The sequence below is a fragment of the Blautia sp. MSK.18.38 genome, from assembly GCF_024460535.1.
GTDB lineage: Bacteria > Bacillota > Clostridia > Lachnospirales > Lachnospiraceae > Blautia_A > Blautia_A fusiformis.
The window spans coordinates 97783-120467 of record NZ_JANFYP010000003.1; the positions used below are offsets into that span (position 1 = coordinate 97783).

General features: G+C 44.2%; 20 protein-coding genes. 15 read left to right on the forward strand and 5 right to left on the reverse strand.

Features of this window, described 5'->3' with window-relative positions:
• The first annotated feature begins 12 nt into the window (after positions 1 to 12).
• From glmS to NE638_RS03135, 5 genes are all read left to right on the forward strand, one after another.
• A complete protein-coding gene (gene glmS, locus NE638_RS03115) occupies positions 13 to 1851 on the forward strand; it encodes a glutamine--fructose-6-phosphate transaminase (isomerizing) (RefSeq protein ID WP_022427034.1) in 1839 nt (612 codons plus the stop codon).
• Between the two features lie 383 nt (positions 1852 to 2234).
• A complete protein-coding gene (locus NE638_RS03120) occupies positions 2235 to 4088 on the forward strand; it encodes a DNA cytosine methyltransferase (RefSeq protein ID WP_059085897.1) in 1854 nt (617 codons plus the stop codon).
• A 251-nt stretch (positions 4089 to 4339) separates the two neighbouring features.
• Positions 4340 to 6148 carry a Na/Pi cotransporter family protein gene (locus NE638_RS03125; protein WP_059086898.1) on the forward strand — a complete coding sequence of 603 codons (1809 nt, stop codon included), beginning with the start codon at positions 4340 to 4342 and terminating at the stop codon, positions 6146 to 6148.
• Between the two features lie 315 nt (positions 6149 to 6463).
• Positions 6464 to 7270 carry an alpha/beta hydrolase gene (locus NE638_RS03130; RefSeq protein ID WP_015525224.1) on the forward strand — a complete coding sequence of 269 codons (807 nt, stop codon included), beginning with the start codon at positions 6464 to 6466 and terminating at the stop codon, positions 7268 to 7270.
• Positions 7271 to 7401: 131 nt separating this feature from the next.
• Positions 7402 to 8226, forward strand: a complete 825-nt coding sequence (locus tag NE638_RS03135; protein ID WP_059085896.1) for a TrmH family RNA methyltransferase — start codon at positions 7402 to 7404, stop codon at positions 8224 to 8226.
• Positions 8227 to 8249: 23 nt separating this feature from the next.
• On the opposite strand, the gene NE638_RS03140 is transcribed toward NE638_RS03135, so the two are convergent.
• Positions 8250 to 9788 (reverse strand): PucR family transcriptional regulator, encoded by a 1539-nt coding sequence (locus NE638_RS03140; protein WP_059085895.1) that lies wholly within the window; start codon positions 9786 to 9788, stop codon positions 8250 to 8252.
• A 400-nt stretch (positions 9789 to 10188) separates the two neighbouring features.
• Here NE638_RS03140 and ylxM point away from each other — a divergent pair, with 400 nt between their 5' ends.
• The 7 genes from ylxM to queA are packed head-to-tail and all read left to right on the forward strand — an operon-like array spanning position 10189 to position 14792.
• Complete coding sequence (gene ylxM / locus NE638_RS03145; RefSeq protein ID WP_015525222.1) at positions 10189 to 10512, forward strand: YlxM family DNA-binding protein; 324 nt, start codon at positions 10189 to 10191, stop codon at positions 10510 to 10512.
• A gap of 3 nt (positions 10513 to 10515) precedes the next feature.
• Positions 10516 to 11868, forward strand: coding sequence for a signal recognition particle protein (gene ffh, locus NE638_RS03150; protein WP_015525221.1), 1353 nt, complete (start codon positions 10516 to 10518; stop codon positions 11866 to 11868).
• Between the two features lie 45 nt (positions 11869 to 11913).
• Positions 11914 to 12159 carry a 30S ribosomal protein S16 gene (gene rpsP / locus NE638_RS03155; RefSeq protein WP_015525220.1) on the forward strand — a complete coding sequence of 82 codons (246 nt, stop codon included), beginning with the start codon at positions 11914 to 11916 and terminating at the stop codon, positions 12157 to 12159.
• A 55-nt stretch (positions 12160 to 12214) separates the two neighbouring features.
• Complete coding sequence (locus NE638_RS03160; RefSeq protein ID WP_015525219.1) at positions 12215 to 12445, forward strand: KH domain-containing protein; 231 nt, start codon at positions 12215 to 12217, stop codon at positions 12443 to 12445.
• A 59-nt stretch (positions 12446 to 12504) separates the two neighbouring features.
• A complete protein-coding gene (gene rimM / locus NE638_RS03165) occupies positions 12505 to 13011 on the forward strand; it encodes a ribosome maturation factor RimM (RefSeq protein WP_059085894.1) in 507 nt (168 codons plus the stop codon).
• A complete protein-coding gene (gene trmD / locus NE638_RS03170) occupies positions 13012 to 13764 on the forward strand; it encodes a tRNA (guanosine(37)-N1)-methyltransferase TrmD (RefSeq protein WP_015525216.1) in 753 nt (250 codons plus the stop codon). It begins immediately after the preceding gene.
• A 2-nt stretch (positions 13765 to 13766) separates the two neighbouring features.
• A complete protein-coding gene (gene queA, locus NE638_RS03175) occupies positions 13767 to 14792 on the forward strand; it encodes a tRNA preQ1(34) S-adenosylmethionine ribosyltransferase-isomerase QueA (protein ID WP_015525215.1) in 1026 nt (341 codons plus the stop codon).
• A gap of 102 nt (positions 14793 to 14894) precedes the next feature.
• Here the strand turns inward: queA and NE638_RS03180 are convergent, their stop codons facing one another.
• Positions 14895 to 16214 (reverse strand): CapA family protein, encoded by a 1320-nt coding sequence (locus NE638_RS03180; protein ID WP_173745764.1) that lies wholly within the window; start codon positions 16212 to 16214, stop codon positions 14895 to 14897.
• Between the two features lie 153 nt (positions 16215 to 16367).
• Here NE638_RS03180 and NE638_RS03185 point away from each other — a divergent pair, with 153 nt between their 5' ends.
• Entirely contained in the window at positions 16368 to 17213 is an 846-nt protein-coding gene (locus NE638_RS03185; protein WP_173740298.1) for a deoxyribonuclease IV, read from the forward strand.
• Positions 17214 to 17216: 3 nt separating this feature from the next.
• On the forward strand, positions 17217 to 17753 hold the full coding sequence (locus tag NE638_RS03190) for a ribonuclease domain-containing protein (protein WP_015525212.1): 537 nt from the start codon (positions 17217 to 17219) through the stop codon (positions 17751 to 17753).
• 82 nt (positions 17754 to 17835) lie between these two features.
• Here the strand turns inward: NE638_RS03190 and NE638_RS03195 are convergent, their stop codons facing one another.
• The 3 genes from NE638_RS03195 to NE638_RS03205 all read right to left on the reverse strand — a co-directional run bounded on the left by NE638_RS03195 (position 17836) and on the right by NE638_RS03205 (position 21501).
• Positions 17836 to 18822, reverse strand: coding sequence for a 2-hydroxyacid dehydrogenase (locus tag NE638_RS03195; protein ID WP_022426501.1), 987 nt, complete (start codon positions 18820 to 18822; stop codon positions 17836 to 17838).
• A gap of 241 nt (positions 18823 to 19063) precedes the next feature.
• Entirely contained in the window at positions 19064 to 20338 is a 1275-nt protein-coding gene (gene aroA / locus NE638_RS03200; protein ID WP_173745765.1) for a 3-phosphoshikimate 1-carboxyvinyltransferase, read from the reverse strand.
• Positions 20339 to 20409: 71 nt separating this feature from the next.
• Entirely contained in the window at positions 20410 to 21501 is a 1092-nt protein-coding gene (locus NE638_RS03205) for a prephenate dehydrogenase (protein ID WP_015525209.1), read from the reverse strand.
• Between the two features lie 405 nt (positions 21502 to 21906).
• On the opposite strand from NE638_RS03205, the gene NE638_RS03210 reads away from it, so the two are divergent.
• Positions 21907 to 22629 (forward strand): phosphatase, encoded by a 723-nt coding sequence (locus NE638_RS03210; protein ID WP_173745766.1) that lies wholly within the window; start codon positions 21907 to 21909, stop codon positions 22627 to 22629.
• Positions 22630 to 22685: the final 56 nt, after the last annotated feature.

Genomic DNA, 22685 nt, shown 5'->3' on the forward strand with positions numbered 1-22685 from the left:
GGACAGATAAATATGTGTGGAATTGTAGGATTTACAGGTAGACACCAGGCAGCTCCGATCCTTTTAGATGGACTCTCCAAGCTGGAATACAGAGGATATGATTCCGCTGGAATCGCCGTACGTGACGGCGAGGACGAGACGGAAGTGATCAAAGCCAAGGGAAGACTGAAAGTTCTGTCAGAAAAGACAAACGGCGGAGAGACTGTACCGGGAACCTGTGGTATCGGTCATACCAGATGGGCAACTCATGGTGAACCTTCTGAGAACAATGCACATCCGCATATGACAGACGACGGTAATATCGTAGCAGTCCACAACGGCATCATTGAGAACTATCAGGAACTGAAAAATAAGCTCACCCGTAAAGGCTATACTTTCTATTCTGAGACCGATACCGAGGTAGCAGTCAAGCTGATCGATTATTATTACAAGAAATACGAGGGAACACCGGTGGATGCCATCACACATTCCATGGTACGTATCCGTGGTTCCTATGCCCTTGCGATCATGTTCAAGGATTATCCGGGTGAAATATATGTAGCCAGAAAAGACAGCCCCATGATCCTTGGAGTGGCAGAAGATGAATCCTTTATCGCTTCTGACGTACCGGCGATCCTGAAATACACCCGCAATGTATATTATATCGGCAATCTGGAGATGGCGCGTGTGAAAAAAGGCGAAGTCACCTTCTACAATCTTGATGGAGATGAGATCGAGAAAGAGCTGAAAACCATTGAATGGGATGCAGAAGCAGCGGAAAAAGCCGGATATGAGCATTTCATGATGAAAGAGATCCATGAACAGCCAAAGGCAGTACTGGATACGTTGAATTCCGTGCTCAAGGATGGAAAGATCGACCTCAGTGAAGTTGGCCTGGAAGAAGAAAGCATCCGGAACATCCAGCAGATCTATATCATAGCCTGCGGCTCCGCTTATCACGTAGGAATGGCAGCACAGTATGTGATCGAGGATCTTGCACAGATCCCGGTAAGGGTAGAGCTCGCTTCCGAATTCCGTTACCGAAAAATGGCCCTTAACACCAACAGCCTTGCAGTGATCATCAGCCAGTCCGGTGAAACAGCAGACAGTCTTGCAGCACTTCGTAAATGCAAGGAAAATGGTATTCGTACACTGGGAATCGTTAATGTAGTGGGATCTTCCATTGCACGTGAGGCTGATAATGTATTTTATACTCTGGCCGGACCGGAGATTTCTGTAGCTACTACCAAGGCGTACAGCACACAGCTGATCGCAGCTTATACACTTGCGATCCAGTTTGCAATGGTAAGAGGAACGATCACAGAAGAAGCCTACAGCAATTATATCAGTGAACTGCAGACACTTCCGGATAAGATCTGTAAGATCCTGGAAGATAAAGAGCGTATCCAGTGGTTTGCCTCAAAACAGGCAAATGTAAAAGATGCTTTCTTTGTAGGAAGAGGAATTGATTACGCTATCAGCCTGGAGGGCAGTCTGAAGATGAAAGAGATCAGTTACATTCACTCTGAAGCCTATGCTGCCGGAGAGCTGAAACACGGAACGATCTCCCTGATCGAAGACGGGACTCTTGTGATCGGTGTGCTGACCCAGCCGGATCTCTACGAAAAAACAGTCAGCAATATGGTTGAGTGTAAGAGCCGTGGCGCCTACCTTATGGGCCTGACCACATTTGGCAATTACAATATCGAGGATACCGCAGACTTCACCGTCTACATCCCGAAAACAGACCCGCACTTTGCAACATCCCTGGCAGTGATCCCGCTTCAGCTTCTGGGCTACTACGTAAGCGTAGCCAAAGGACTGGATGTGGATAAGCCACGAAATCTGGCGAAGAGCGTGACAGTGGAGTAAAAAATATATATGGACTATAGAGAAAGCCTCAGAGTATGTATATGCGAAAATACTCTGAGGCTTTTTTATAAAATCTTTACGCAAAAATAGTTTCATGGTATCATATAGACATATGATGCTGTGAAATTATTTTGCTTTTCAGGGGATATTAAGAAGGGGTGACGGGTACATGCTTATGCCGGTAGTGCCAGAGAGGAGATTGAACTGAAACCAGAGTGCCCGGACAGCCATAGAGCAGATAAAGGAGAAAAATTATCCGGAGTCTTTACAGAAATGTACAGGGAATATCCTGGCTTGTGGGGATCAATTATAACAAACCAATCAACAGTGGTAAGCTTTTGGAGCTGCTGTCACAGTACAAATAATAAGATAGGAAAAAATATATGAAGAATACAGTGGTGATCTTTAATGCCGGTATCGGTGCGCTGACTCTTGGTTTTCAAAATGCCGGTTATGAGATTTTGAAAGCATATGAGCCGGACAGAAAAGTGATAGAGATCTATCAGGAAAATATAAGTCAAAATGTAACTGCATGCAGCCTTTCTTCCATAGATCCTGCCACAGTTCCGGACAGTGATGTCTGGGCTTTTGATCTGACGCAGTCGAAAGCAGAAGAGGTGTTTTATAGTTTGACCCTGGTGCAAAGAAGACGACCGCCGGCCATTCTTTTTGTTATGAAAAAGCAATTATGGAAAGGGTTCATAAAGGAGCACATTTTTCAGCTGCAAGAATATGGATACCATATCACGCATAAAAATATCCAGAGTTCGGAGGTTACTGCATTTCCGCTGCGGGAAGAATTTGCATATATTGTTTCAAAAAGAGTGAATGCTTCGGATATGATCATGCCGGTGCAGGTCCATAAGAGTAGTATCCTGTTGGATGGCTGGGTGGAAATGAATCCACAGGATTCCTGGTATTACAGAATTGATTTTGCGAAAGAGAAGATTGATGCTTCGCATGCCGGTGACAGCGTTTTGTGTTGGGAAAAAGGCGGTTATCGGGAATCCGGGCAGGTTCGTCTGAATCTGATAAAAATGCCGCTGATCCGTATCCATGGCGTCTATCATAAGATCACACACAAAGAAATAGCCAGATTAAAGGGATTTCCGGAAGATTTTCCACGTTCTGTGCCAAACAAAAGCCGGATGTACAGAAGCCTGATATATGCGCCGAACATAAAAGTGACAGAACAGGTCGTTCGCAATCTCTGCGTAGAACCCTATATAAATTCAGAGGGTGATGTGCAGATGAAAAACTGGGAAAATATGGCCCGCTTTAAGCAGCTTTTTGAAAAATACCTTACATATAAAGGGGTTTCTTTCCAAAGCGATGAATGGGTCTTTATGACCAGAATGTACAGTGATTCCAAAGAAATCGCTACACTTAAACGGTTGCAGAGTTATAGCCGTCTGGTTGGAAAAGCAGTGTCAGATCAGAAAAAGGATCTGCCATTACAAAATATCTGTGTAGTGGCGAATCTGGTCTCTGATGAGACTAAGAGAAAGTACGAAGAGGCGAAGCTTGGATATGTCTGGGACATCCGAAATGTGCTGTGGCTCTTTGAGGACTATCCGGAACTGAAGAACGAACTGATCTCGATTCTGAATTATTCGGTGGAAAACATAGAACCGGAGAGACCGGAGCCTTTTATCTTTGAGGAAAGCAGCCAGATGGAGAATACGGATCCGGAATCGGTTGCTGACAGCTATATAGCGCAGTTAAAAGTGTTGGAGACCGGTAGTGCAGCTTTCAAGAAATATGAGGAACTTTGTGTTTCTATTCTGAAATATATCCTTGGAGAATATCTGACTTTGTGGGAGCAGCAGAAGACAACAGAGGAAGATCTGTATCGTTTTGACATGTGCTGTAAGATCAAAAACGGGGTGACACAGGATTTTTTTGACACGATCTGTAAGTATTTTTCTACGAAGTATATCGTGTTCGAGTTTAAAAACTATGAAAAGCCTATTACTCAGAGGGAAATTTACACTACAGAAAAATATCTGTACGAAAAAGCTCTCCGTAAAGTTGCGATCATTATTTCCAGAAAAGGAGCGGATAAACATGCGAAAATGGCTGCACGGGGAAGTCTACGGGAAAGCGGGAAACTGATCATCTGTCTGTCTGATGAAGATATGAAAGCGATGCTCCAGATAAAAAAAGAAGGGGAAAGAACAACGGGAGAGTACCTGGAAAATATTTTGGATGATATGCTGATGCGCCTGGAAAAATAAAAAATTTTGTGAAAAATAACTCAAAAATACTCATTTCGAAGGCAGAGTTTTGGAAGATGATCCGCTGCCTTCGATTTTTTTATTTTCGAAATAAATCTGTTGTTGTAATATGGAAATTGATGTGGCATAATAAATGGGAAAATGTTAAAAATAAGAAAAATCCAGATTAAGGAAATGTAAAGTTGCATTTTCAGGATAACATGGCTCCTGACAGATTATGACAGGAAGCGAGTATGACAAAGGAGAAAATTATGGCAATTTTTTCAATGATCTTATCTTTGTTGTGTGGAGTATCATTATTTTTGTTTGGTATGTCCCTAATGGGCGATGGTCTGAAGCTGGCAGCTGGTAATAAGCTGGAAGCATTTCTTTATAAGATGACCAATACTCCGCTGAAGGGTGTCGCACTTGGTACTGGTGTTACCAGTGTGATCCAGTCGTCTTCTGCGACGACAGTTATGGTGATCGGTTTTGTAAACTCCGGTATGATGAAACTGAAACAGGCGATCGGTATCATCATGGGAGCCAATATCGGAACCAGTATTACTGGCTGGATCTTATGTCTTTCTTATATTGAAGGATCAAATGGAATCGCTAGTGTTCTTTCCACAGCAACTATTTCTGCTGTTGTGGCTGTAGTTGGTATTATTTTCCGTATGTTCTGTAAGCGTACCTTACATAAGAACGTGGGAAATATCATGCTTGGTTTTGCAATCCTGATGACAGGTATGCAGATGATGAGTGGTGCGGTATCTCCATTGCGTGAGAGTCCGATGTTCATCAAGATGCTGACTATGTTTTCCAATCCGATCGCGGGTATTCTCGTAGGTATCGCTTTTACTGCGGTACTCCAGAGTGCGTCTGCAACAGTCGGTGTGCTCCAGGCTCTTTCCGTAACCGGTATCCTGACATTTGCAAGTGCATTTCCGATCGTTCTTGGTATCGGTGTTGGTGCTGCATGTCCAGTTCTGATCTCAGCCATCGGAGCAAATAAGAACGGTAAAAGAACTGCTCTTGTATATCTGATCAATGACCTGTTTGGGCTGATCCTCTGGTCTGTGATCTTTTATACCGTGAATGCGTTTGTACATTTTACATTTATGGATATGACCATGACACCGGTAGCGATCGCGCTTTTGAATACGGTGTTCCGTCTGGCAACGGTTATCGTGCTGTTCCCGTTTATTTCAAAGATCGAGAAGCTGGTATGCTGGCTTGTGAAGGATGACAAAGAAGATCTGGAAGATGAGGCAGACTTTGATCTTCTGGAAGAGCGTCTTCTGAATTACCCGGCCCTTGCTATCGCACAGTGTCACCGTGTAATGAACGGAATGTCCAAGAAGCTCCGTAAGAATGTCAACAGAGCCATGAATCTTCTGAATGATTATCAGCAGGATAAGTATGATAAGGTTCAGCGAAAAGAGGATCTGATCGACAAGTATGAAAGTCGTCTAGGAGAGTATCTGATCCAGCTGACAAAGAGAGAGATGAATTCTGCACAGACAAGACAGACTTCACTGTATCTGCATACGATCAATGACTTTGAGCGTATCGGTGATCATGCTTCTTACATTGCTCATATGTCCAATGAAATGCATGATAACCATACGAATTTTTCACAGGAAGCCTGGGATGAGCTGAATGTTGTTATGGAGGCAGTTCGTGAGGATATCAATATAACCTGCAATGCTTTCATGAAAGACGATAAAGAAATGGCACAGAGAGTAGCACCTCTCGGAGCTGTGATCACAGGACTTTGTGATGTACTGAAGATGCGTCATGCAGAGCGACTGAGCCAGGGCAAATGCGGACTGGAAGAGGGAACGGTATTTAGTGATATCCTTAACAGTTTCTGTCGTATCGCAACTCACTGTGCAAGTGCTATGGTGGCACTTATGAAGAGCGGAGAGACAGGATCTGATCTTCATATTCACGATTCCAAGATCTATCCCACAAACAGTGCGGACTACTACCAGTATTTCAAGGAATACGGACAGAAATATGATATTGGAAATCAGGAAGGCCATATGCTCAGCATGGAGCCGGAAGAAGTAGAATAAGAAATTCAGGCAGCGGAAATGTAGATATTCCGCTGCCGTTTTTGTTAGGGATTTGCCCTAACAATGAAAAAAGAAGGGGCTGTCGCACTAATTTTTTAGTGCGACAGCCCCTTTGTACTGAGGTGATTATAGTTCAGAGAACAAAATATGTCACTCCTCTATTTTTCATTACTTTTTGTAAAAATCATATAATTGCTGATAATTAGTAATAGGGGTTATCAAAATACAGATTTCATGATATGATAAATCTATCAGATAGCGTGAGACATATAATGGGGATATGTATCTCGCAGAAAGAAAAGGGAGGGTTTTATTATGGGTGAAAGTATGATCACATCGTTTGACGGAACGAAACTGTATCTGAAAAAAGAAACAGCAGCAGACAATAAAGCTGTGATCGTGATTGTCCACGGACTTTGTGAGCACCAAGGCAGGTACGATTATTTTGCGGAAAAACTTCATGAGGCGGGAATCGGAACCTATCGTTTTGATCACAGAGGACATGGACGGTCTGAGGGTGAAGAGACTTTTTATTCAGATTTCAACGAGCTTCTGGACGACACCAACGTAGTTGTGGATATGGCAATTGAAGAAAATCCGGATATCCCGGTATTTCTTCTTGGACACAGCATGGGAGGCTTTACAGTTTCTCTGTACGGAGCCAAATATCCGGACAAAAAGCTCCGGGGGATCATTACCAGTGGTGCGCTGACCGCAGATAACGGCAATCTGATACGTGGTGTGCCGGGAGAAATGGATGTACATACGCGCCTTGCCAATCAGCTGGGTTCAGGTGTATGCTCTGTACAGGAAGTGGTAGACTGGTACGGAAAAGATCCATACAATAAACAGTCCTTTACAGCGGGGTTATGCTATGCGATCTGCGACGGACTTGACTGGTTCAAAGAGAAAAAAGCAGAGTTCCATTATCCGGTCCTTATGACACACGGCGAGAAAGACGGTCTGGTAAGTGTACAGGATACCTATGATTTCTTTAAAGAAGCAGGATCAAAAGACAAGCAGATGAAGATCTACGGCGGACTTTTTCATGAGATCCTGAATGAGTATTGTAAAGATGAAGTGATCGGGGATATGATCCGGTGGATGGAAGTGAGAATCTGAATATAAACAAATTGTTTTACAAGTAGCAGCAAAGCCAGGTGGAAACATATAACACCTGGCTTTCTTTTGCAAAGAGATTCTGTTACAATAGCAGGATGAAAACAAGAAGACAGAACAGGAGAAAAATAACCATGTCAAATATCATAGAAATCACAGATTTCAACGCTTCGGAGCTGGATGTATATGCCAGGATCTCGGAGATACAGCTTTTGAACCGGGCAGAACCGGAGAAGGGGATCTTTATTGCGGAGAGCCCGAAGGTTATTGAGAGAGCTTTAGATTCCGGGTGCCAGCCGATTTCTTTTCTGGTGGAACATAAACATGTTGAGGGTGAGGCAAAAGAACTGATCCGTCGTTGTGAAGACATCCCGGTTTATACGGCAGAATTTGATGTGTTGACGCAGCTGACTGGATTCAAGCTGACAAGAGGAATGCTCTGTGCAATGCGCCGGCCGGCGCTTCCTGATATAGTCGATGTATGCAAAAATGCCCGCAGGATCGCAGTTCTGGAAAATGTGGTAAATCCTACTAATATAGGCGCGATCTTTCGTTCTGCGGCGGCTCTTGGGATGGATGCGGTGCTGCTGACACCGGGGTGCAGCAATCCATTGTACCGCCGTGCGATCCGTGTCAGCATGGGAACCGTATTCCAGATACCATGGACATTTTTTGATGAAAAAACAGAGTGGAAAACGGAAGGAATCCGGTCTCTGAAAGCGATGGGATTTAAGACGGCAGCCATGGCTCTTAGGGAGGATTCCTTTGATATTGATGATCCTCATTTGATGGCAGAAGAAAAACTGGCAGTAGTTCTTGGAACAGAGGGGGATGGCCTTGCTTCGGAGACCATTGCGGACTGTGATTATACGGTATGTATTCCAATGGCACACGGTGTGGATTCACTGAATGTGGCGGCAGCCAGTGCAGTTGCATTTTGGCAGCTGGGAAAACGCTAAATATTTAAGAGAGTTTCCGTTTTTTATGATCTTGCATTCCGGTTTTCTTCTTCCATATCCATCAGATGAAAAGAAAGCAACAGATACAGGATCTCGTTTCTGTCTGTAAGATCTGAATCCAGAAAAGCTTTGATCTTATCCAGACGATAAAGAAGAGTACTTCTGTGGATAAATAAAGCGCTGGCAGTATGAGAAATGTTCTGGTTGTGCTCCAGAAAACAACGCAGTGTTTCATAGAGATGAGATTGCTTTGCCTCATCCTTATATTTCATTGACAGAAGCTTTTCGTGACAGATCATGTAAGCAGGAAGCTTTTTGGTTGCCTGTTCCAGAATATAGGGCAGAGCGATGGAGTCAAAATAGTGGATACTTTCTGCGGGATTTTTGCGTTTTCCAACCTGCAGGGTAACAGAAGCCTGCGTGTATTGCCGGTGGAAATTAAAATGTCCAAGCATCTTCCGGCTGTATCCGGCGCTTAACATGCTGCTTTTGATAAAGCCCTCGATCTTATCGGAAATCTCATGGATAGTCAGAGTGCAGAGATCCAGATTGATAAAAAGCACAGCATTGCCTTTATGTTCCGTGGCACAGGTGGCAGGAATTGTATTTTCCAGATAGTTACAGATGGCATTAAGTGTCAGATTTTTCTGGTCGATCAGTCCGGTCTGGATCAGGATGCATTGATACATATGGGAAGAAAGCCATCCCACATTTGTCAGTTGCTGACTGATTTTTACATAATCAGCTCCGGGATCTGTCAGAATGGACATAAAAATCTGATGAAGAGGAAAAGCTTTATCCCGACTGTGCATGATACCTGTGGAAAGTGCATGGGATACCATCTGGGAAAGGTACTCCAGAACAAAACCAAACGTATCATCCAGGGGAACCTCACCTTCGGAAAACATCAGCCTGTATACTGCTTTATCACTATTGGAGATATTTACGCAAAGAGAAGGAGCAGTAAGGCCATTTCCCGGATAATAAAAATATCCGGTTTTATAAAAAGCCTCTTCGTAATGAGGATCCTGCTTCAGGCTGTCCACAATAGCCCAGGAATTTTCAGTGGAACCCAAAACAGAATTGGAAAGATCACTTAGATTCCAGTCTCTGGAGGCAATGATAGTAAAATCCATACCGATCAGCATTATTGGATTAGGGATAACGGAAGCTGTAAGATCTAGAAGCTCCTGGATAGATGCGTTCCGGAGACGGGAATCCATCAGGGACTGATTCCACTGATCATAGAGGATAAAAATATCCTGAATCCTGTTAAAGACAATATTGACCGGAATATCTTCAGGGATGATACACATGTTTGGCTGAGTTAATTCGTAGTTCTGATAGATTTTTCCAATCATCAGGAACAGAATATTTTTGGGATGATGAAAAGTGAGCTGAAAATCCGGATCTGTGATAAGGTAAACACGCCCATCCTGAAGAGAGGTGTTCTTTTCAAAGCAGGAAGGGCAGGAAAGGGAAGGAATTGTATCCAGCCTGGATGTATGCAGGGGAAAAGATTTCTGTAAATGATAGCAGATGAGTTTTGCACTGAGTTTCAAGGAAAATCCTCCTTCCTATATTTTGTAGGAAAAAATAGGAATAATAGCCATGTTATGTGGAAGTGTGATTCTTTTGATTTACAGTATAATAGAATCATAAGGAGAAAACAAGTGCAGAAACAAGCCTTTTATATTGGGGTGTGGCAAAACAAGTGCGGAAAAAAGGGCAGGGCTGTATGTCTGTTAATGATCTTCCGAAGCTGATCAAAGAATATGGAAAAGATATCACATTTATTAATAAGAAGTAAATAGAATAACAAAGGTCGGAAAAGCCTGCAAAACCCAGCAGAAAAGTGCTTTTCCGGCCTTTTTTTGTGAAATTCAGGAAAAAATAAATTTGTAAAGCAAAAACCCTTGACAGGTATGATGGAATCGTGTATGATAGCCAAGGTGATTACAGATGGAGAAATTTGTAGAGCAGACATTTTTATTTGATTTTTATGGAGAGCTTCTGACAGAGAGGCAGCGGCAGGTGTACACCAGTGTGGTATTTGAGGATTATTCCTTAAGTGAGGTTGCTGAGGAACTTGGCATCAGCAGACAGGGTGTGCATGATATGATCAGACGGTGCAATCGGACGTTGGAAGAATATGAAGAGAAGCTTCATCTGGTCGAGAAATTCCTGAACATCCGCAGTCAGGTCATAAAGATCCATGAACTGGCTGACAAGTACCACGCCGAAGATATTGCGGCGATTTCCAATGTGATATTAGAGGAGTTATGATCAATGGCATTTGAGAGTTTAACAGATAAACTGCAGAATGTATTTAAGAAGCTGAAGGGCAAGGGCCGTCTCACAGAGGCTGATGTCAAGGTAGCACTGAAGGAAGTTAAGATGGCGCTTCTGGAAGCGGATGTTAACTTTAAGGTCGTTAAGCAGTTTACGAAATCCGTTCAGGAAAAGGCTATCGGACAGGATGTTATGAATGGTCTGAATCCGGGACAGATGGTGATCAAGATCGTAAATGATGAGCTGGTCAACCTGATGGGAAGTGAGACAACAGAGCTTCCGATCAAACCGGGAATGGATCTTACCGTTCTTATGATGGTCGGTCTTCAGGGTGCAGGTAAGACAACGACGGTTGCCAAGCTGGCAGGCAAACTGAAATCCAAGGGAAAGAGACCACTGCTTGTGGCCTGTGATGTTTACCGTCCGGCAGCGATCACACAGCTGCAGGTAAACGGTGAGAAACAGGGCGTCGAGGTCTTTTCCATGGGAGATAAGCAGAATCCCGTGGATATTGCAAAAGCAGCTATCGAGCATGCGAAATCCAATCAGCAGAATGTTGTGCTCATCGATACAGCAGGACGTCTTCACATTGATGAGGATATGATGCAGGAGCTTGAGGATATCAAAGCGAATGTGAATGTAGATGCTACAGTGCTTGTAGTTGATGCCATGACAGGACAGGATGCGGTAAATGTGGCGCAGAACTTTTCTGATAAAGTCGGCATTGATGGTGTGATCCTGACTAAGATGGATGGTGATACACGAGGCGGCGCTGCGCTTTCCATTAAAGCCGTGACCGGCAAACCGATCTTCTATGTTGGTATGGGAGAGAAGCTTTCAGATCTGGAACAGTTTTATCCGGAACGTATGGCTTCCAGGATCCTTGGAATGGGCGATGTAATGAGTCTGATCGAGAAGGTGGAAGCATCTGTGGATCAGGAACAGGCTCAGGAGATGCAAAAGAAGCTGAAGAAAATGGACTTCGACTTCAATGATTATCTTACCAGCATGGAGCAGATGAACAAGATGGGTGGTATTTCCAGTATCCTGAACATGCTTCCTGGAATGGGCGGTAAGATGAAGGATATCGAGGGTATGATCGATGAGAAGGCTATGGACCGTACCAAGTCCATCATTCTTTCCATGACACCTCAGGAGAGAAGTAACCCCAACATTTTGAACATCTCACGCAAGAACCGTATCGCCAGAGGCGCCGGAGTGGATATTACAGAAGTAAATCGTCTTGTGAAGCAGTTTGAGCAGAGCAAGAAGATGATGAAACAGATGCCGGGATTAACAGGCGGCAAGATGAATATGGGAAAAAGAGGCGGCTTTAAGCTTCCCTTTTAATAAATAACAATAAATTTTCAGAAAGATAATTGGAGGAAAACAAAAATGGCAGTTAAGATCAGATTAAGAAGAATGGGACAGAAGAAAGCACCTTTCTATAGAATCGTAGTAGCAGATTCTCGCTGCAAACGTGACGGAAGATGCATCGCAGAGATCGGAACATATGATCCGAACCTTGACCCAAGCGTATACAAAATCGATGAAGAGGCAGCAAAAAAATGGCTTGCAGCTGGTGCTCAGCCTACAGAGGTAGTTGCTAAGCTTCTTAAACTTGCCGGAATCGAGAAATAATACCTGACAGATTTGGATCTGTGGCCTTAATGAGGCAGGAGCAAGGAGGTATGTAATGAAACAACTTGTAGAAGTAATTGCAAAATCTCTTGTTGAAAATCCGGATGAAGTAGTCGTTACTGAGACTGAAAAAGACGACGCGATTGTTGTTGAACTGAAGGTCGGACCGGCCGATATGGGTAAGGTTATCGGAAGACAGGGCAGAATTGCCAAGGCAATCCGTACTGTTGTGAAAGCGGCTTCTTCAAAAAGCAGCAAAAAAGTGATTGTAGATATTCTGCAATGAAAAAGAGACAGGAGCTGTGGATTCCATGGCTCCTGTTTTTACTCTGAAAGGGAGCAAAAATGGAAGATTTATTAAAGGTAGGAGTTATCACAACGACCCATGGCGTCCGTGGTGAAGTAAAAGTTTTTCCGACAACGGATGACGCAGAGCGTTTTCTTGATATTGAATATGTGCTTCTGGATACAGGAAAAGAGCTTCGCAGACTGAATATTCAGAATGTAAAGTTTTTTAAAAATCTTGCGATCCTGAAGTTTGAAGGCATTGACAACATCAATGATATTGAAATGTATAAGGGCCGTGAGCTTTGGATCCCACGTGAAGAGGCACAGGAGCTTGGCGAGGACGAATATTATGTGGCGGATCTCATCGGAATGGAGGTACTTCTGGAGAATGGGGAGAAATTCGGAGTGCTCCGTGATGTGATGGAGACCGGCGCCAATGATGTTTATATTGTAGATCGTGTGGATGGCGAGGAAATCCTGCTTCCTGCGATCCATGACTGTGTTCTTGATGTGGATGTTGAAAAAAATACCATGACTGTACATTTGATGAAAGGGCTTGTTTAAATGAATTATCATGTACTTACATTATTTCCGGAAATGATTGAGAACGGAATGAACACAAGTATTACAGGCCGTGCCATTACAAAGGGACTGTTATCACTGGAAGCGATCAATATACGGGATTTTGCATTCAATAAGCACCAGAAGGTAGATGATTATCCTTATGGCGGCGGAGCCGGAATGCTGATGCAGGCGGAGCCGGTATATCTGTCTTATGAATCCATTGCAGAACGTATTGGAAGGAAACCCCGCGTGATCTTTCTGACTCCTCAGGGAAAAACCTTCAATCAGGATATGGCAAAAGAGTTTGCCCTGGAAGAAGACCTGGTTTTCCTCTGTGGTCATTATGAGGGAATTGATGAGCGTGTTCTGGAAGAAATCGTAACAGACTATGTTTCCATTGGTGATTATGTACTTACCGGAGGAGAACTTCCGGCTATGGTCATGATGGATTCTATTTCCAGAATGGTACCAGGTGTTCTGAATAATCAGGAATCCGGTGAGACGGAATCCTTTTCCGGGAATCTTCTGGAGTATCCCCAGTACAGCCGCCCGGAGGAATGGCATGGCAAAAAGGTTCCGGAGGTGCTGCTTTCCGGACACCATGCCAATGTGGATAAATGGAGAAGAGAGCAGTCTATCATCCGTACAGCCAAATGGAGGCCGGATCTTTTACCAAAAGCTGATCTGACCAACAAAGAGTGGAACGAGGTCCGCAGGCTTCGCAAACAGTGGAAAGAGGAAGTGGAAAAATAATTATGAAAACATCAGATTTTTATTATGATCTGCCGCAGGAACTGATCGCTCAGGATCCGCTGGAGGACAGAAGTTCTTCCAGACTGATGCATCTGTCCCTGAAAGATGGAAGTATCGAACATCGTCATTTTACCGATATACTGGATTACCTGCATAAGGGAGACTGTCTTGTGATCAATGATACCAAGGTTATCCCGGCACGTCTTTATGGTCACAAGGAAGAAACTGGAGCGCTGATCGAGATCCTGCTTCTAAAACGCCGCGAAAATGATATCTGGGAGTGTCTTGTAAAGCCGGGAAAAAAAGCACGTCCCGGTGCAAAGATCACTTTTGGTGACGGTATCCTGAAGGGTGAGATCATTGATATTGTAGATGAGGGAAACCGTCTGATTCAGTTCCATTATGAGGGGATTTTCGAAGAGATCCTGGATCAGCTGGGAGAAATGCCGCTGCCGCCGTATATTACCCACAAGCTGAAGGATAAGAACCGTTATCAGACTGTATATGCAAAGAATGAGGGATCTGCTGCCGCACCTACCGCAGGACTTCACTTCACGCCGGAGCTTCTTGAGAAAGTAAAGGAGAAGGGTGTGAATATTGCACATGTAACTTTACATGTAGGTCTCGGAACCTTCCGCCCGGTAAAGGTAGATGATGTAGAAAAGCACCACATGCACTCGGAGTTTTATATTGTGGAAGAAGATCAGGCAAAACTGATCAATGATACAAAGAAAAACGGCGGAAGAGTGATTTCTGTGGGAACTACCAGCTGCCGTACCCTGGAGTCCGCAGCTGGAGAGGATGGAATCGTGAAGGCCGGAAGCGGATGGACAGAGATCTTTATCTATCCTGGATATAAATTCAAAGCTATCGATGGACTGATCACCAATTTCCATCTGCCGGAGTCCACGCTTCTGATGTTAGTTTCAGCCCTTGCCGGAAAAGAACATATTATGGCTGCTTATGAAGAAGCTGTTAAGGAAAGATATCGTTTCTTCAGTTTCGGGGATGCCATGATGATCGAATAAGATTTAAAATTACTTTTTATATAAATAATATCCCAACGGATCGCAGCATGGAAACATGCATTATTACAGGATCTGTTGGGATATTATTTTTTGTTATGCTATTTATTCTTCACTGTCAGAGCCTTCCGATGTAGCGGATGAAGAATCCGCGGCAGGAATCGCAGCACTGCGTTCCTCTATCTTGGATTTGATCCTGGATGCCTCATCTCCGGATGCAGGAGTTGGCTGATAATTGTTGTAGCCATCTGCGGAAGAAATAGAACAGGGAATGATATTGGTCACGTTATCAGCCTGTACGCCTTCTGAGGTGACAGTGAAGGTCTGCTGGAAGATCATGGTGTCCATATCACTTGGAGAACTGTTTCCTCCAAAACAGAAATTGCCAAGACTGTAGACGATGTTTTTTCCTTTATAGGTTTCGATTCCCTGGAGTACATGCGGATGATGGCCACATACCAGATCTGCACCTTCATCGATAGCAAGACGGCCAAGGGTCATCTGATTGGTATCAGGAACTGTTTCGGTCTCATTGCCCCAGTGGAAGATCACAACTATAAGTTCTGCCCCATCTGCTTTGACCTTTGCGATATTATCTTTCAGCTGCTGTTCGCGTCCAAGATGATCCTTCAGCTCATAAATTCCGACAAGGCCAACTTTGATCCCCTTGATGTCCATAACCGCAGTATCATCATAACCGAAGTGTGTAATGCCTGCATTATCCAGAGCAGTCAGAGTATCCGTGTAGCTCTGCTCTCCGTAATCATGGCTGTGATTGTTTGCAGTGTTTACGGCTTCAACGGAACCGCTGGTGAGTATCTGAGCATATTCGGCAGGTGCTTTAAATGCAAAGGTTTTATCTTCTCTGGCATCGGAATCGGTGAGAGTTCCTTCAAAATTGGCAATTGTCAGGTCATCTGCCTCAAAGATGCTTTTTACATTCTTAAAGAAATAATCTTTGCCGTTGTTATCGTAGCATGCGTTCAGACTTGTGTCATAATCAAAGGTCTCATCGGTACCCAATGTGCAGTCCCCGACTACGCTGAGCGTCAGTGAAACGGGATCTTTCACAGCAGCAGCTTCTTTTTTTGCCTTTTTTGCGGCCTCCTCTTCCTGGGCCTTCTGCAGTGCAGCGGCTTCTGCAGCTTTCCGGGAAGAAATGCATGCACGTGCGGAAAAAATGATCACAAGAATAAGTATGATCAGGATCCCGCCAGCTGCAAGAAACATTTTCTGACGGCGTACCTGGTAATATCTGGATTTTTTGCTGATGTCATTCCTGCGAGTCCCAGTGGAACGTGAACGGGAATTACGGGATGCAGAACCAGAATGCTTTCGCCGTGCTTCCCGTGCTTTGGTGGCTTCTCTGCGTGCCTGCTCCGGATCATGGCCATGAGGCGGCCGCCTTCGATTGTCGTTTGCCATTCTTTTTCTCCTTCGTATGTAAAGATATCTTTATTATAGAAAGAATGGTAAGTATTGTAAAGAAAGAATCGCGGACTTTTCAGAAAAAGAAGTTTTTGATATAATAGTTAGGCCAAAAGGCAGAAATATAAACTACAGGGAGATGGTACTGATATGGTATTATATATCGGAAATCATACAAGTTCGTCCAAAGGCTATGCTGCCATGGGGCGTCAGATGCTGAAAAACGGTGGAAACACGTTCGCTTTTTTTACCCGCAATCCCAGAGGAGGCAAGGCAAAAGAGATCGATCCTGCAGATGTGGAAAGATTTCTGGAGCTTTCTAGGGAAAATCATTTTGGAAAGCTGGTGGCACATGCACCGTATACCATGAATGCCTGTGCCGCAAAAGAAAATCTGAGAGATTTTGCAAGAGAGATCATGGCAGACGATCTGAAACGTATGGAATATACACCGGGAAATTATTATAATTTTCACCCGGGCAGTCATGTAGGGCAGGGAACTGAGACGGGAATTACCAAAATTGCGGAAATCCTCAATGATGTCCTTACAGAAGAACAGAGTACGACCGTCCTTCTGGAAACTATGTCCGGCAAGGGTTCGGAAGTAGGAGCAACGTTTCAGGAGCTTCGTGATATCATTGACAGGGTGGAAAAAAATAATAAACTGGGTGTCTGCCTGGATACCTGTCATGTATGGGATGGCGGTTATGATATTGTCCATGATCTGGATGGTGTTCTTGATGAGTTTGACCGGGTGATCGGCCTTTCCAGATTGAAGGCTGTTCATCTTAACGACAGTATAAACGGACTGGGCAGTCATAAGGATCGCCATGCAAAGATCGGCGAAGGCCAGATCGGCCTGGATGCACTTGTGAATGTGGTGTGCCATCCGGCTCTTGAGGGAATTCCCTTTATTCTGGAGACACCAAATGATGATGAAGGATGGAAAAGAGAAATTGCACTTTTACGAGAACGATATTCCATGAAAGGAGATTGATCCATGAAAAAGTTCAGATATTTTATCCTGGTGCTTGCCGGGGTGGCAGCGATGATGCTGGGAGGATGCAAAGATAAGGAAAAATATGACGAATCTGCTTTTCAGGATGACCTGGAACCTCTGAGTGAGGATGAAGTGGAGGCCATGGACCAGAATGGTGACGATGAGATGGCAGTAGCTGATGAAAGCGACCTGGAGCAGCTGCAGGATTCTGAAAATGCTGCAGGATCAGGAGACACAGATGGGTCCGCTTCATCGGATGCAGCAGACTCACAGAGCGAAAAGAAACTGGATGAAAATGGCACCTATACAGATAAAGATGAAGTGGCCCAGTACATTTATGAGTATGGCCATGTACCCTCCAATCTGACTGCTGCAGACTATGATAATGCAGACAGTATGCTTCCGGTAGAGGAGGGCGTAACCTATCAGCAGTGCAGCCTTGATGATGCAGGGAAACAGAAGCTGATCTTCACTCAGGATGCAAAGCGCATTTATTACACAGACGATGACGGACAGTCTTTTGACGAGATCTATTAAAATCAAAAGAACAAAATAAGACCCCCGGATACAGATAAACGATCAGTATCCGGGGGATTTTGCATGTCAGGGTTGAGACTGATCAGTGGACCAGATTTTTCATTTCAGCTCCATCCATAAAAGTTTTTGCGTTTTCCAGGGTTGTCTCCGCAATATTGGTCAGTGCTTCTACCGTAAAGAATCCCTGATGTGAGGTCATGGTCACATTTGGGAAGGACAGAAGACGCTGGATCGTGGAAGTAGGAAGAATGCTGCTTGACATGTCTTCATATACATATGCAGATTCTTCTTCGTAAACATCCAGACCAACGGCGAAGAATTTGTGATCACGGATACCTGCGATCAAATCATCGGTTTTGATCAGTCCACCTCTGGAGGTATTTACAAGGATCACACCATCTTTCATTTTTGCAATCGTTTCGGAGTTGATCAGATGCTCTGTTTCCGGAGTCATCGGACAGTGCAGACTGATCAGATCACTGGTGGAAAGAAGTTCATCCAGTGAAACATACTCCAGAAAGTCAAGATTTTTATTAGGGAAAAGATCATAAGCAATTACCTTCATGCCAAAGCCGCGACAGATTTTTGCCATTGCCTGACCGATTTTTCCGGTGCCGATGATGCCGGCAGTTTTCTGATAAAAGTTAACGCCCATGAGACCGTTCAGTGCAAAGTTATTTTCACGGCATTTGATATATGCCTTGTGGGTGTGCCGGTTGGCGGTAAGTGCCAGTGCCATGGCGTGTTCGGCAACTGCTTCCGGAGAATAACCGGGAACACGTGCCACCTGGATCCCGCATTTTGCTGTAGTTTCCAGATCAACATTATTGTATCCGGCACAGCGCATCAGGATCAGTTTTACACCCTGGCGGTGAAGCTCTTCAATGACCGGTGCGCCGAGGTCTGCATTTACAAATGCACAGATGGCATCGTAGCCGTGGGCAAGAGCTGCGGTTTCTTCATGGATATTTGCTTCAATGAATTTAACTTCAATACCAGGATAGGACGGAAGCAGCTTCTCAAAAAATTCTCTATCGTAGCTCTTGGTGTCATAAAACAAAATTTTCATAATTGTTGCTCCTCTCTGGAAATAATTATTTTCCGAAAAAATAATACCATAATAGTAGGAATTTGGAAAGTGGGGAAAGCGATAAAATTTATCAAAAAAATGGTTTTGTTTTGGAATTATGATATCCATAATAAATAAAAATTATACGAAATACAAAAAAAAGAGAGCATTTTATGCACTGTCATCTGATGGAACAGATGTTGTGATACATGAAAATGCTCTCTGTCTGGATATGAGATAATTATTCAGCCAGACTATAAAGATCAGAATAGAATTCCGGATAGGAGATGTTGACACATTCTCCATTTTTGATGGAAAGTGTTCTTTCACAAAGCAGTCCTGCTACTGCAAAAGACATGGCTACACGGTGATCCAGATGAGAATCGATCTCTGCGCCATGAAGGGCTTTTCCACCATGAATGATCATGCCATCTTCGGTTTCCTGGATCTCTGCGCCCATTTTCCGAAGATTTTCCGTCATAACCTGGATGCGGTCGGACTCTTTGACACGAAGCTCCTGTGCATCCCGGATAACAGTGGTTCCTTCTGCAAAAGCTGCCATAACGGCGATCATCGGAAGTTCATCGATCAGAGTAGGAATGATCGCGCCTTCTATTGTGGTCCCGTGAAGCGCAGAGGAGCGGATCAGAAGATCGGCAGTAGGTTCGCCCTCTGTGGTTTCATTGAGAAGAGTGATATCTGCTCCCATGGCCCTGCATACACGGAGGATGCCGTCACGGGTCGGGTTGATCCCCACATTTTTCAGAAGGATCTCACTGTTGGGAACAAGAAGACCTGCTGCGATAAAATAAGCTGCAGAAGAGATATCTCCCGGAACCAGGATCTCACGTCCGTAAAGAGATGGGTCCGGTTTGATGGATGCTGTTGTTCCCTCTGCGGTTACATTGGCGCCAAAGTAATTCAGCATGATCTCCGTGTGATTTCTGGAAAGGACCGGCTCTGTTACACGGGTAATGCCGTCAGAGTACATTCCGGCAAGAAGTACGCAGGATTTTACCTGGGCAGATGCTACCGGAGAATTGTAGTGGATGGCATGGAGCTTTTTTCCGGAGATCTTAAGCGGTGCACATCCGTTTCCGTTGAGACTTACGATATCGGCACCCATTTGGGAAAGCGGAGTCATGATCCGTTTCATAGGGCGTTTCTGGATGGAAGCATCGCCGGTAAGCTCTGATACAAAGTCCTGTCCTGCAAGGATCCCGGAGATGAGGCGGGTGGTAGTACCGCTGTTACCGACGTCAAGAGTCTCTGACGGAGCACAGAGACCATGGAGACCTTTTCCGTGGACCAGGATCTCTCCTTCTGTATTTTCAATGTTAATACCCATTTTCCGGAAACAGGAAATAGTGGAGAGACAGTCTGCACCCTCCAGAAAATTTGTGATTTTGGTAGTGCCTTCTGCAAGAGAGCCGAACATGACAGCTCTGTGAGAAATGGATTTATCTCCGGGAATGGCAAGAGAGCCGGATAATTTTTTTGCTTTTTTGATTTCCATATTAGTACCTGCCTGTATTGTTATTTTTGAAATACATGGCAGCAGATCGGATATCTGCTGCCGTTTATATATCAGCGTTCGCAGATCTTGTAATTACGTTTTGTAAGAAGCACTTTAGCCTGCTCCAGAGCTGCGTCTGTATAAAATTCGATCTTCAGAACGCCATCTTCAAATTCTCGGTTGTGGATAATACCGATATTTTTGATGCTGACCTTTTCTGTTGCAAGGATGGTTGCGATGGTTGCAATGGCACCGGCCTCATCTGCCACATCGATATAAAGGACATAGGAGCGGGGGATCAGGCTGTTGTCTACAATGTCAATGGAGTCACGGTAATCCTTGGAGCTTGCAAACATGTCAAAGATGTTGTCAGCTTCTTTGTTGTCAATGGAACAGCGGATCTGGATCAGCATACGGATAAATTCATCCAGAACCGTGGAAATGTTTTTCTGATTTTCCAGACAGATCTGTTCCCACATAACCGGTGAAGAAGAGGCAATACGTGTGATATCACGGAAACCGCCGGCTGCGATCATTTTCATATACTGGGCGTCGTTATCCAGAAGATTTACAAGATTTACAAGAGCGGAGGCTACGATATGAGGAAGGTGGCTGACTCCTGCCGTGATGAAATCATGTTCTTCTGCAGTGATAACAAGGGGGATCGCACCAAGAGAGGAGATCAGTTCTGTGAAATCAGAAATCTTTTCCAAAGCAACTTCTCCTCCCGGAGTGATGATATAATAAGCATTTTCCAGAAGATGATCACTGGAATTGGAAAAACCGCTGCGTTCGGAGCCTGCCATAGGATGACCGCCGATGAAGCGTCCTTCAAGTCCGAGCTCGGTTACTTTTTCGTGGATAACACTTTTTACACTGCCTACATCTGTGAGGATACAGTTCTTTCCAAGAGAATCTTTGATCTTTTCCATGTATTCCACATTAAATTCTACAGGTGCACAGAGAAAAAGATAATCACAGTTATATAACTGCTCATCGTCAATATCACAGATCCCGTTGATCACGTTTAAACTGACTGCCTCTGCCAGAGCACTTCTGTCTTTGTCAAAGGCAAGCAGGCGATAATCCGGGTGAAATTTTCGGATGGTTCTGGCAATGGAGCCGCCGATCAGTCCAAGGCCGATAAAACCTATGGTTTTCATAGTACTTCAGAGTCCTTTCAGGTTACTTTTTACTTTTATTCTTTAATAGTGTAAATCACGACTATATTGTAAAAGAAAGTGTGAAAAATGTCAACAAATGTTAGCGGAAACAGGAAGGCCATTTTTGTAGCTGTTTACCGGTAATGTTTTGCGAACAGGGAAGAGTAATAGAAAGTTACTGTTCATTGGTAATATTCCGCGAGGTGTTTTTTGTGAGCGAAGGTCACGGAAAACCCGAGACATACCGCGCGAATTTATGTGATCAGCATAAATTCTGTGCATCGCGAAGCGTGTTGCTGAGAACGGAGTGAACAGTAACAATAGAAAAAGGCTTGAGAAATCGGAGATTTCGGACGTATAATATAATAAGAAAAAAACAATATAAGATACAGAGGAGAATTTATCATGAAATATCAGTCAGTTATGGATCTTCACACACATACCGTAGCCAGCGGACATGCATACTGCACACTTCGCGAGATGGCCAGGGCTGCTTCCGATAAAGGTCTTGAACTCCTGGGAATCACAGAGCATGCACCGAAAATGCCCGGAACCTGTCATAAGTTTTATTTCCAGAATATAAAGGTAGTACCCCGTGAAATGTACGGGATCCAGCTGCTTCTGGGTTCGGAGGTAAATATCCTGGATGCGGCGGGAACGGTAGATCTTGAGCAGAAAACCCTGGAGAAGCTGGACGTGGTCATTGCAAGTCTTCATGTTCCATGCATCAGACCAGGCAGCAGACAGGAGAATACGGAGGCCTATCTTAATGCTATGAAGAATCCGTGTGTCAATATCATCGGACATCCGGATGACGGAAGATACGAGGTTGACTATGAGGCGCTTGTACAGGGCGCCAGAGAATACGGTAAAGTCCTGGAGCTGAACAATCACTCCATGGACCCTGACTGTAACCGTGAGAATGCAGTAGAGAATGATACCATCATGCTGGAATACTGCAAAAAATATCGGGTACCTGTGGTTATGGACAGTGATGCCCATTTTGATCTTCTGATCGGGGAATTTGATCTTGCCAGAGACCTTCTGACTAAACTGAATTTTCCGGAAGAGCTGGTACTGAACCGTTCTGTGGATGCCGTGAAAAAGTATGTAAACCGGAAATTCTGAAAGATAGACGACTGTTCTGTGTTAATTGACGGTAATACGAAAAACTTTCTGAAAAA

Bases quoted from the DNA above. Each gene is read 5' to 3' on its own strand.
- NE638_RS03185 (WP_173740298.1), top strand. From the start codon at position 16,368: ATGGTATTATATATCGGAAATCATACAAGTTCGTCCAAAGGCTATGCT.
- glmS (WP_022427034.1), top strand. From the start codon at position 13: ATGTGTGGAATTGTAGGATTTACAGGTAGACACCAGGCAGCTCCGATC.
- NE638_RS03160 (WP_015525219.1), top strand. From the start codon at position 12,215: ATGAAACAACTTGTAGAAGTAATTGCAAAATCTCTTGTTGAAAATCCG.
- rimM (WP_059085894.1), top strand. From the start codon at position 12,505: ATGGAAGATTTATTAAAGGTAGGAGTTATCACAACGACCCATGGCGTC.
- ylxM (WP_015525222.1), top strand. From the start codon at position 10,189: ATGGAGAAATTTGTAGAGCAGACATTTTTATTTGATTTTTATGGAGAG.
- NE638_RS03205 (WP_015525209.1), bottom strand. From the start codon at position 21,501: ATGAAAACCATAGGTTTTATCGGCCTTGGACTGATCGGCGGCTCCATT.
- NE638_RS03210 (WP_173745766.1), top strand. From the start codon at position 21,907: ATGAAATATCAGTCAGTTATGGATCTTCACACACATACCGTAGCCAGC.
- NE638_RS03135 (WP_059085896.1), top strand. From the start codon at position 7,402: ATGTCAAATATCATAGAAATCACAGATTTCAACGCTTCGGAGCTGGAT.
- aroA (WP_173745765.1), bottom strand. From the start codon at position 20,338: ATGGAAATCAAAAAAGCAAAAAAATTATCCGGCTCTCTTGCCATTCCC.
- ffh (WP_015525221.1), top strand. From the start codon at position 10,516: ATGGCATTTGAGAGTTTAACAGATAAACTGCAGAATGTATTTAAGAAG.
- rpsP (WP_015525220.1), top strand. From the start codon at position 11,914: ATGGCAGTTAAGATCAGATTAAGAAGAATGGGACAGAAGAAAGCACCT.
- NE638_RS03195 (WP_022426501.1), bottom strand. From the start codon at position 18,822: ATGAAAATTTTGTTTTATGACACCAAGAGCTACGATAGAGAATTTTTT.
- NE638_RS03120 (WP_059085897.1), top strand. From the start codon at position 2,235: ATGAAGAATACAGTGGTGATCTTTAATGCCGGTATCGGTGCGCTGACT.
- queA (WP_015525215.1), top strand. From the start codon at position 13,767: ATGAAAACATCAGATTTTTATTATGATCTGCCGCAGGAACTGATCGCT.
- NE638_RS03125 (WP_059086898.1), top strand. From the start codon at position 4,340: ATGGCAATTTTTTCAATGATCTTATCTTTGTTGTGTGGAGTATCATTA.
- NE638_RS03190 (WP_015525212.1), top strand. From the start codon at position 17,217: ATGAAAAAGTTCAGATATTTTATCCTGGTGCTTGCCGGGGTGGCAGCG.
- NE638_RS03180 (WP_173745764.1), bottom strand. From the start codon at position 16,214: ATGGCAAACGACAATCGAAGGCGGCCGCCTCATGGCCATGATCCGGAG.
- NE638_RS03130 (WP_015525224.1), top strand. From the start codon at position 6,464: ATGGGTGAAAGTATGATCACATCGTTTGACGGAACGAAACTGTATCTG.
- trmD (WP_015525216.1), top strand. From the start codon at position 13,012: ATGAATTATCATGTACTTACATTATTTCCGGAAATGATTGAGAACGGA.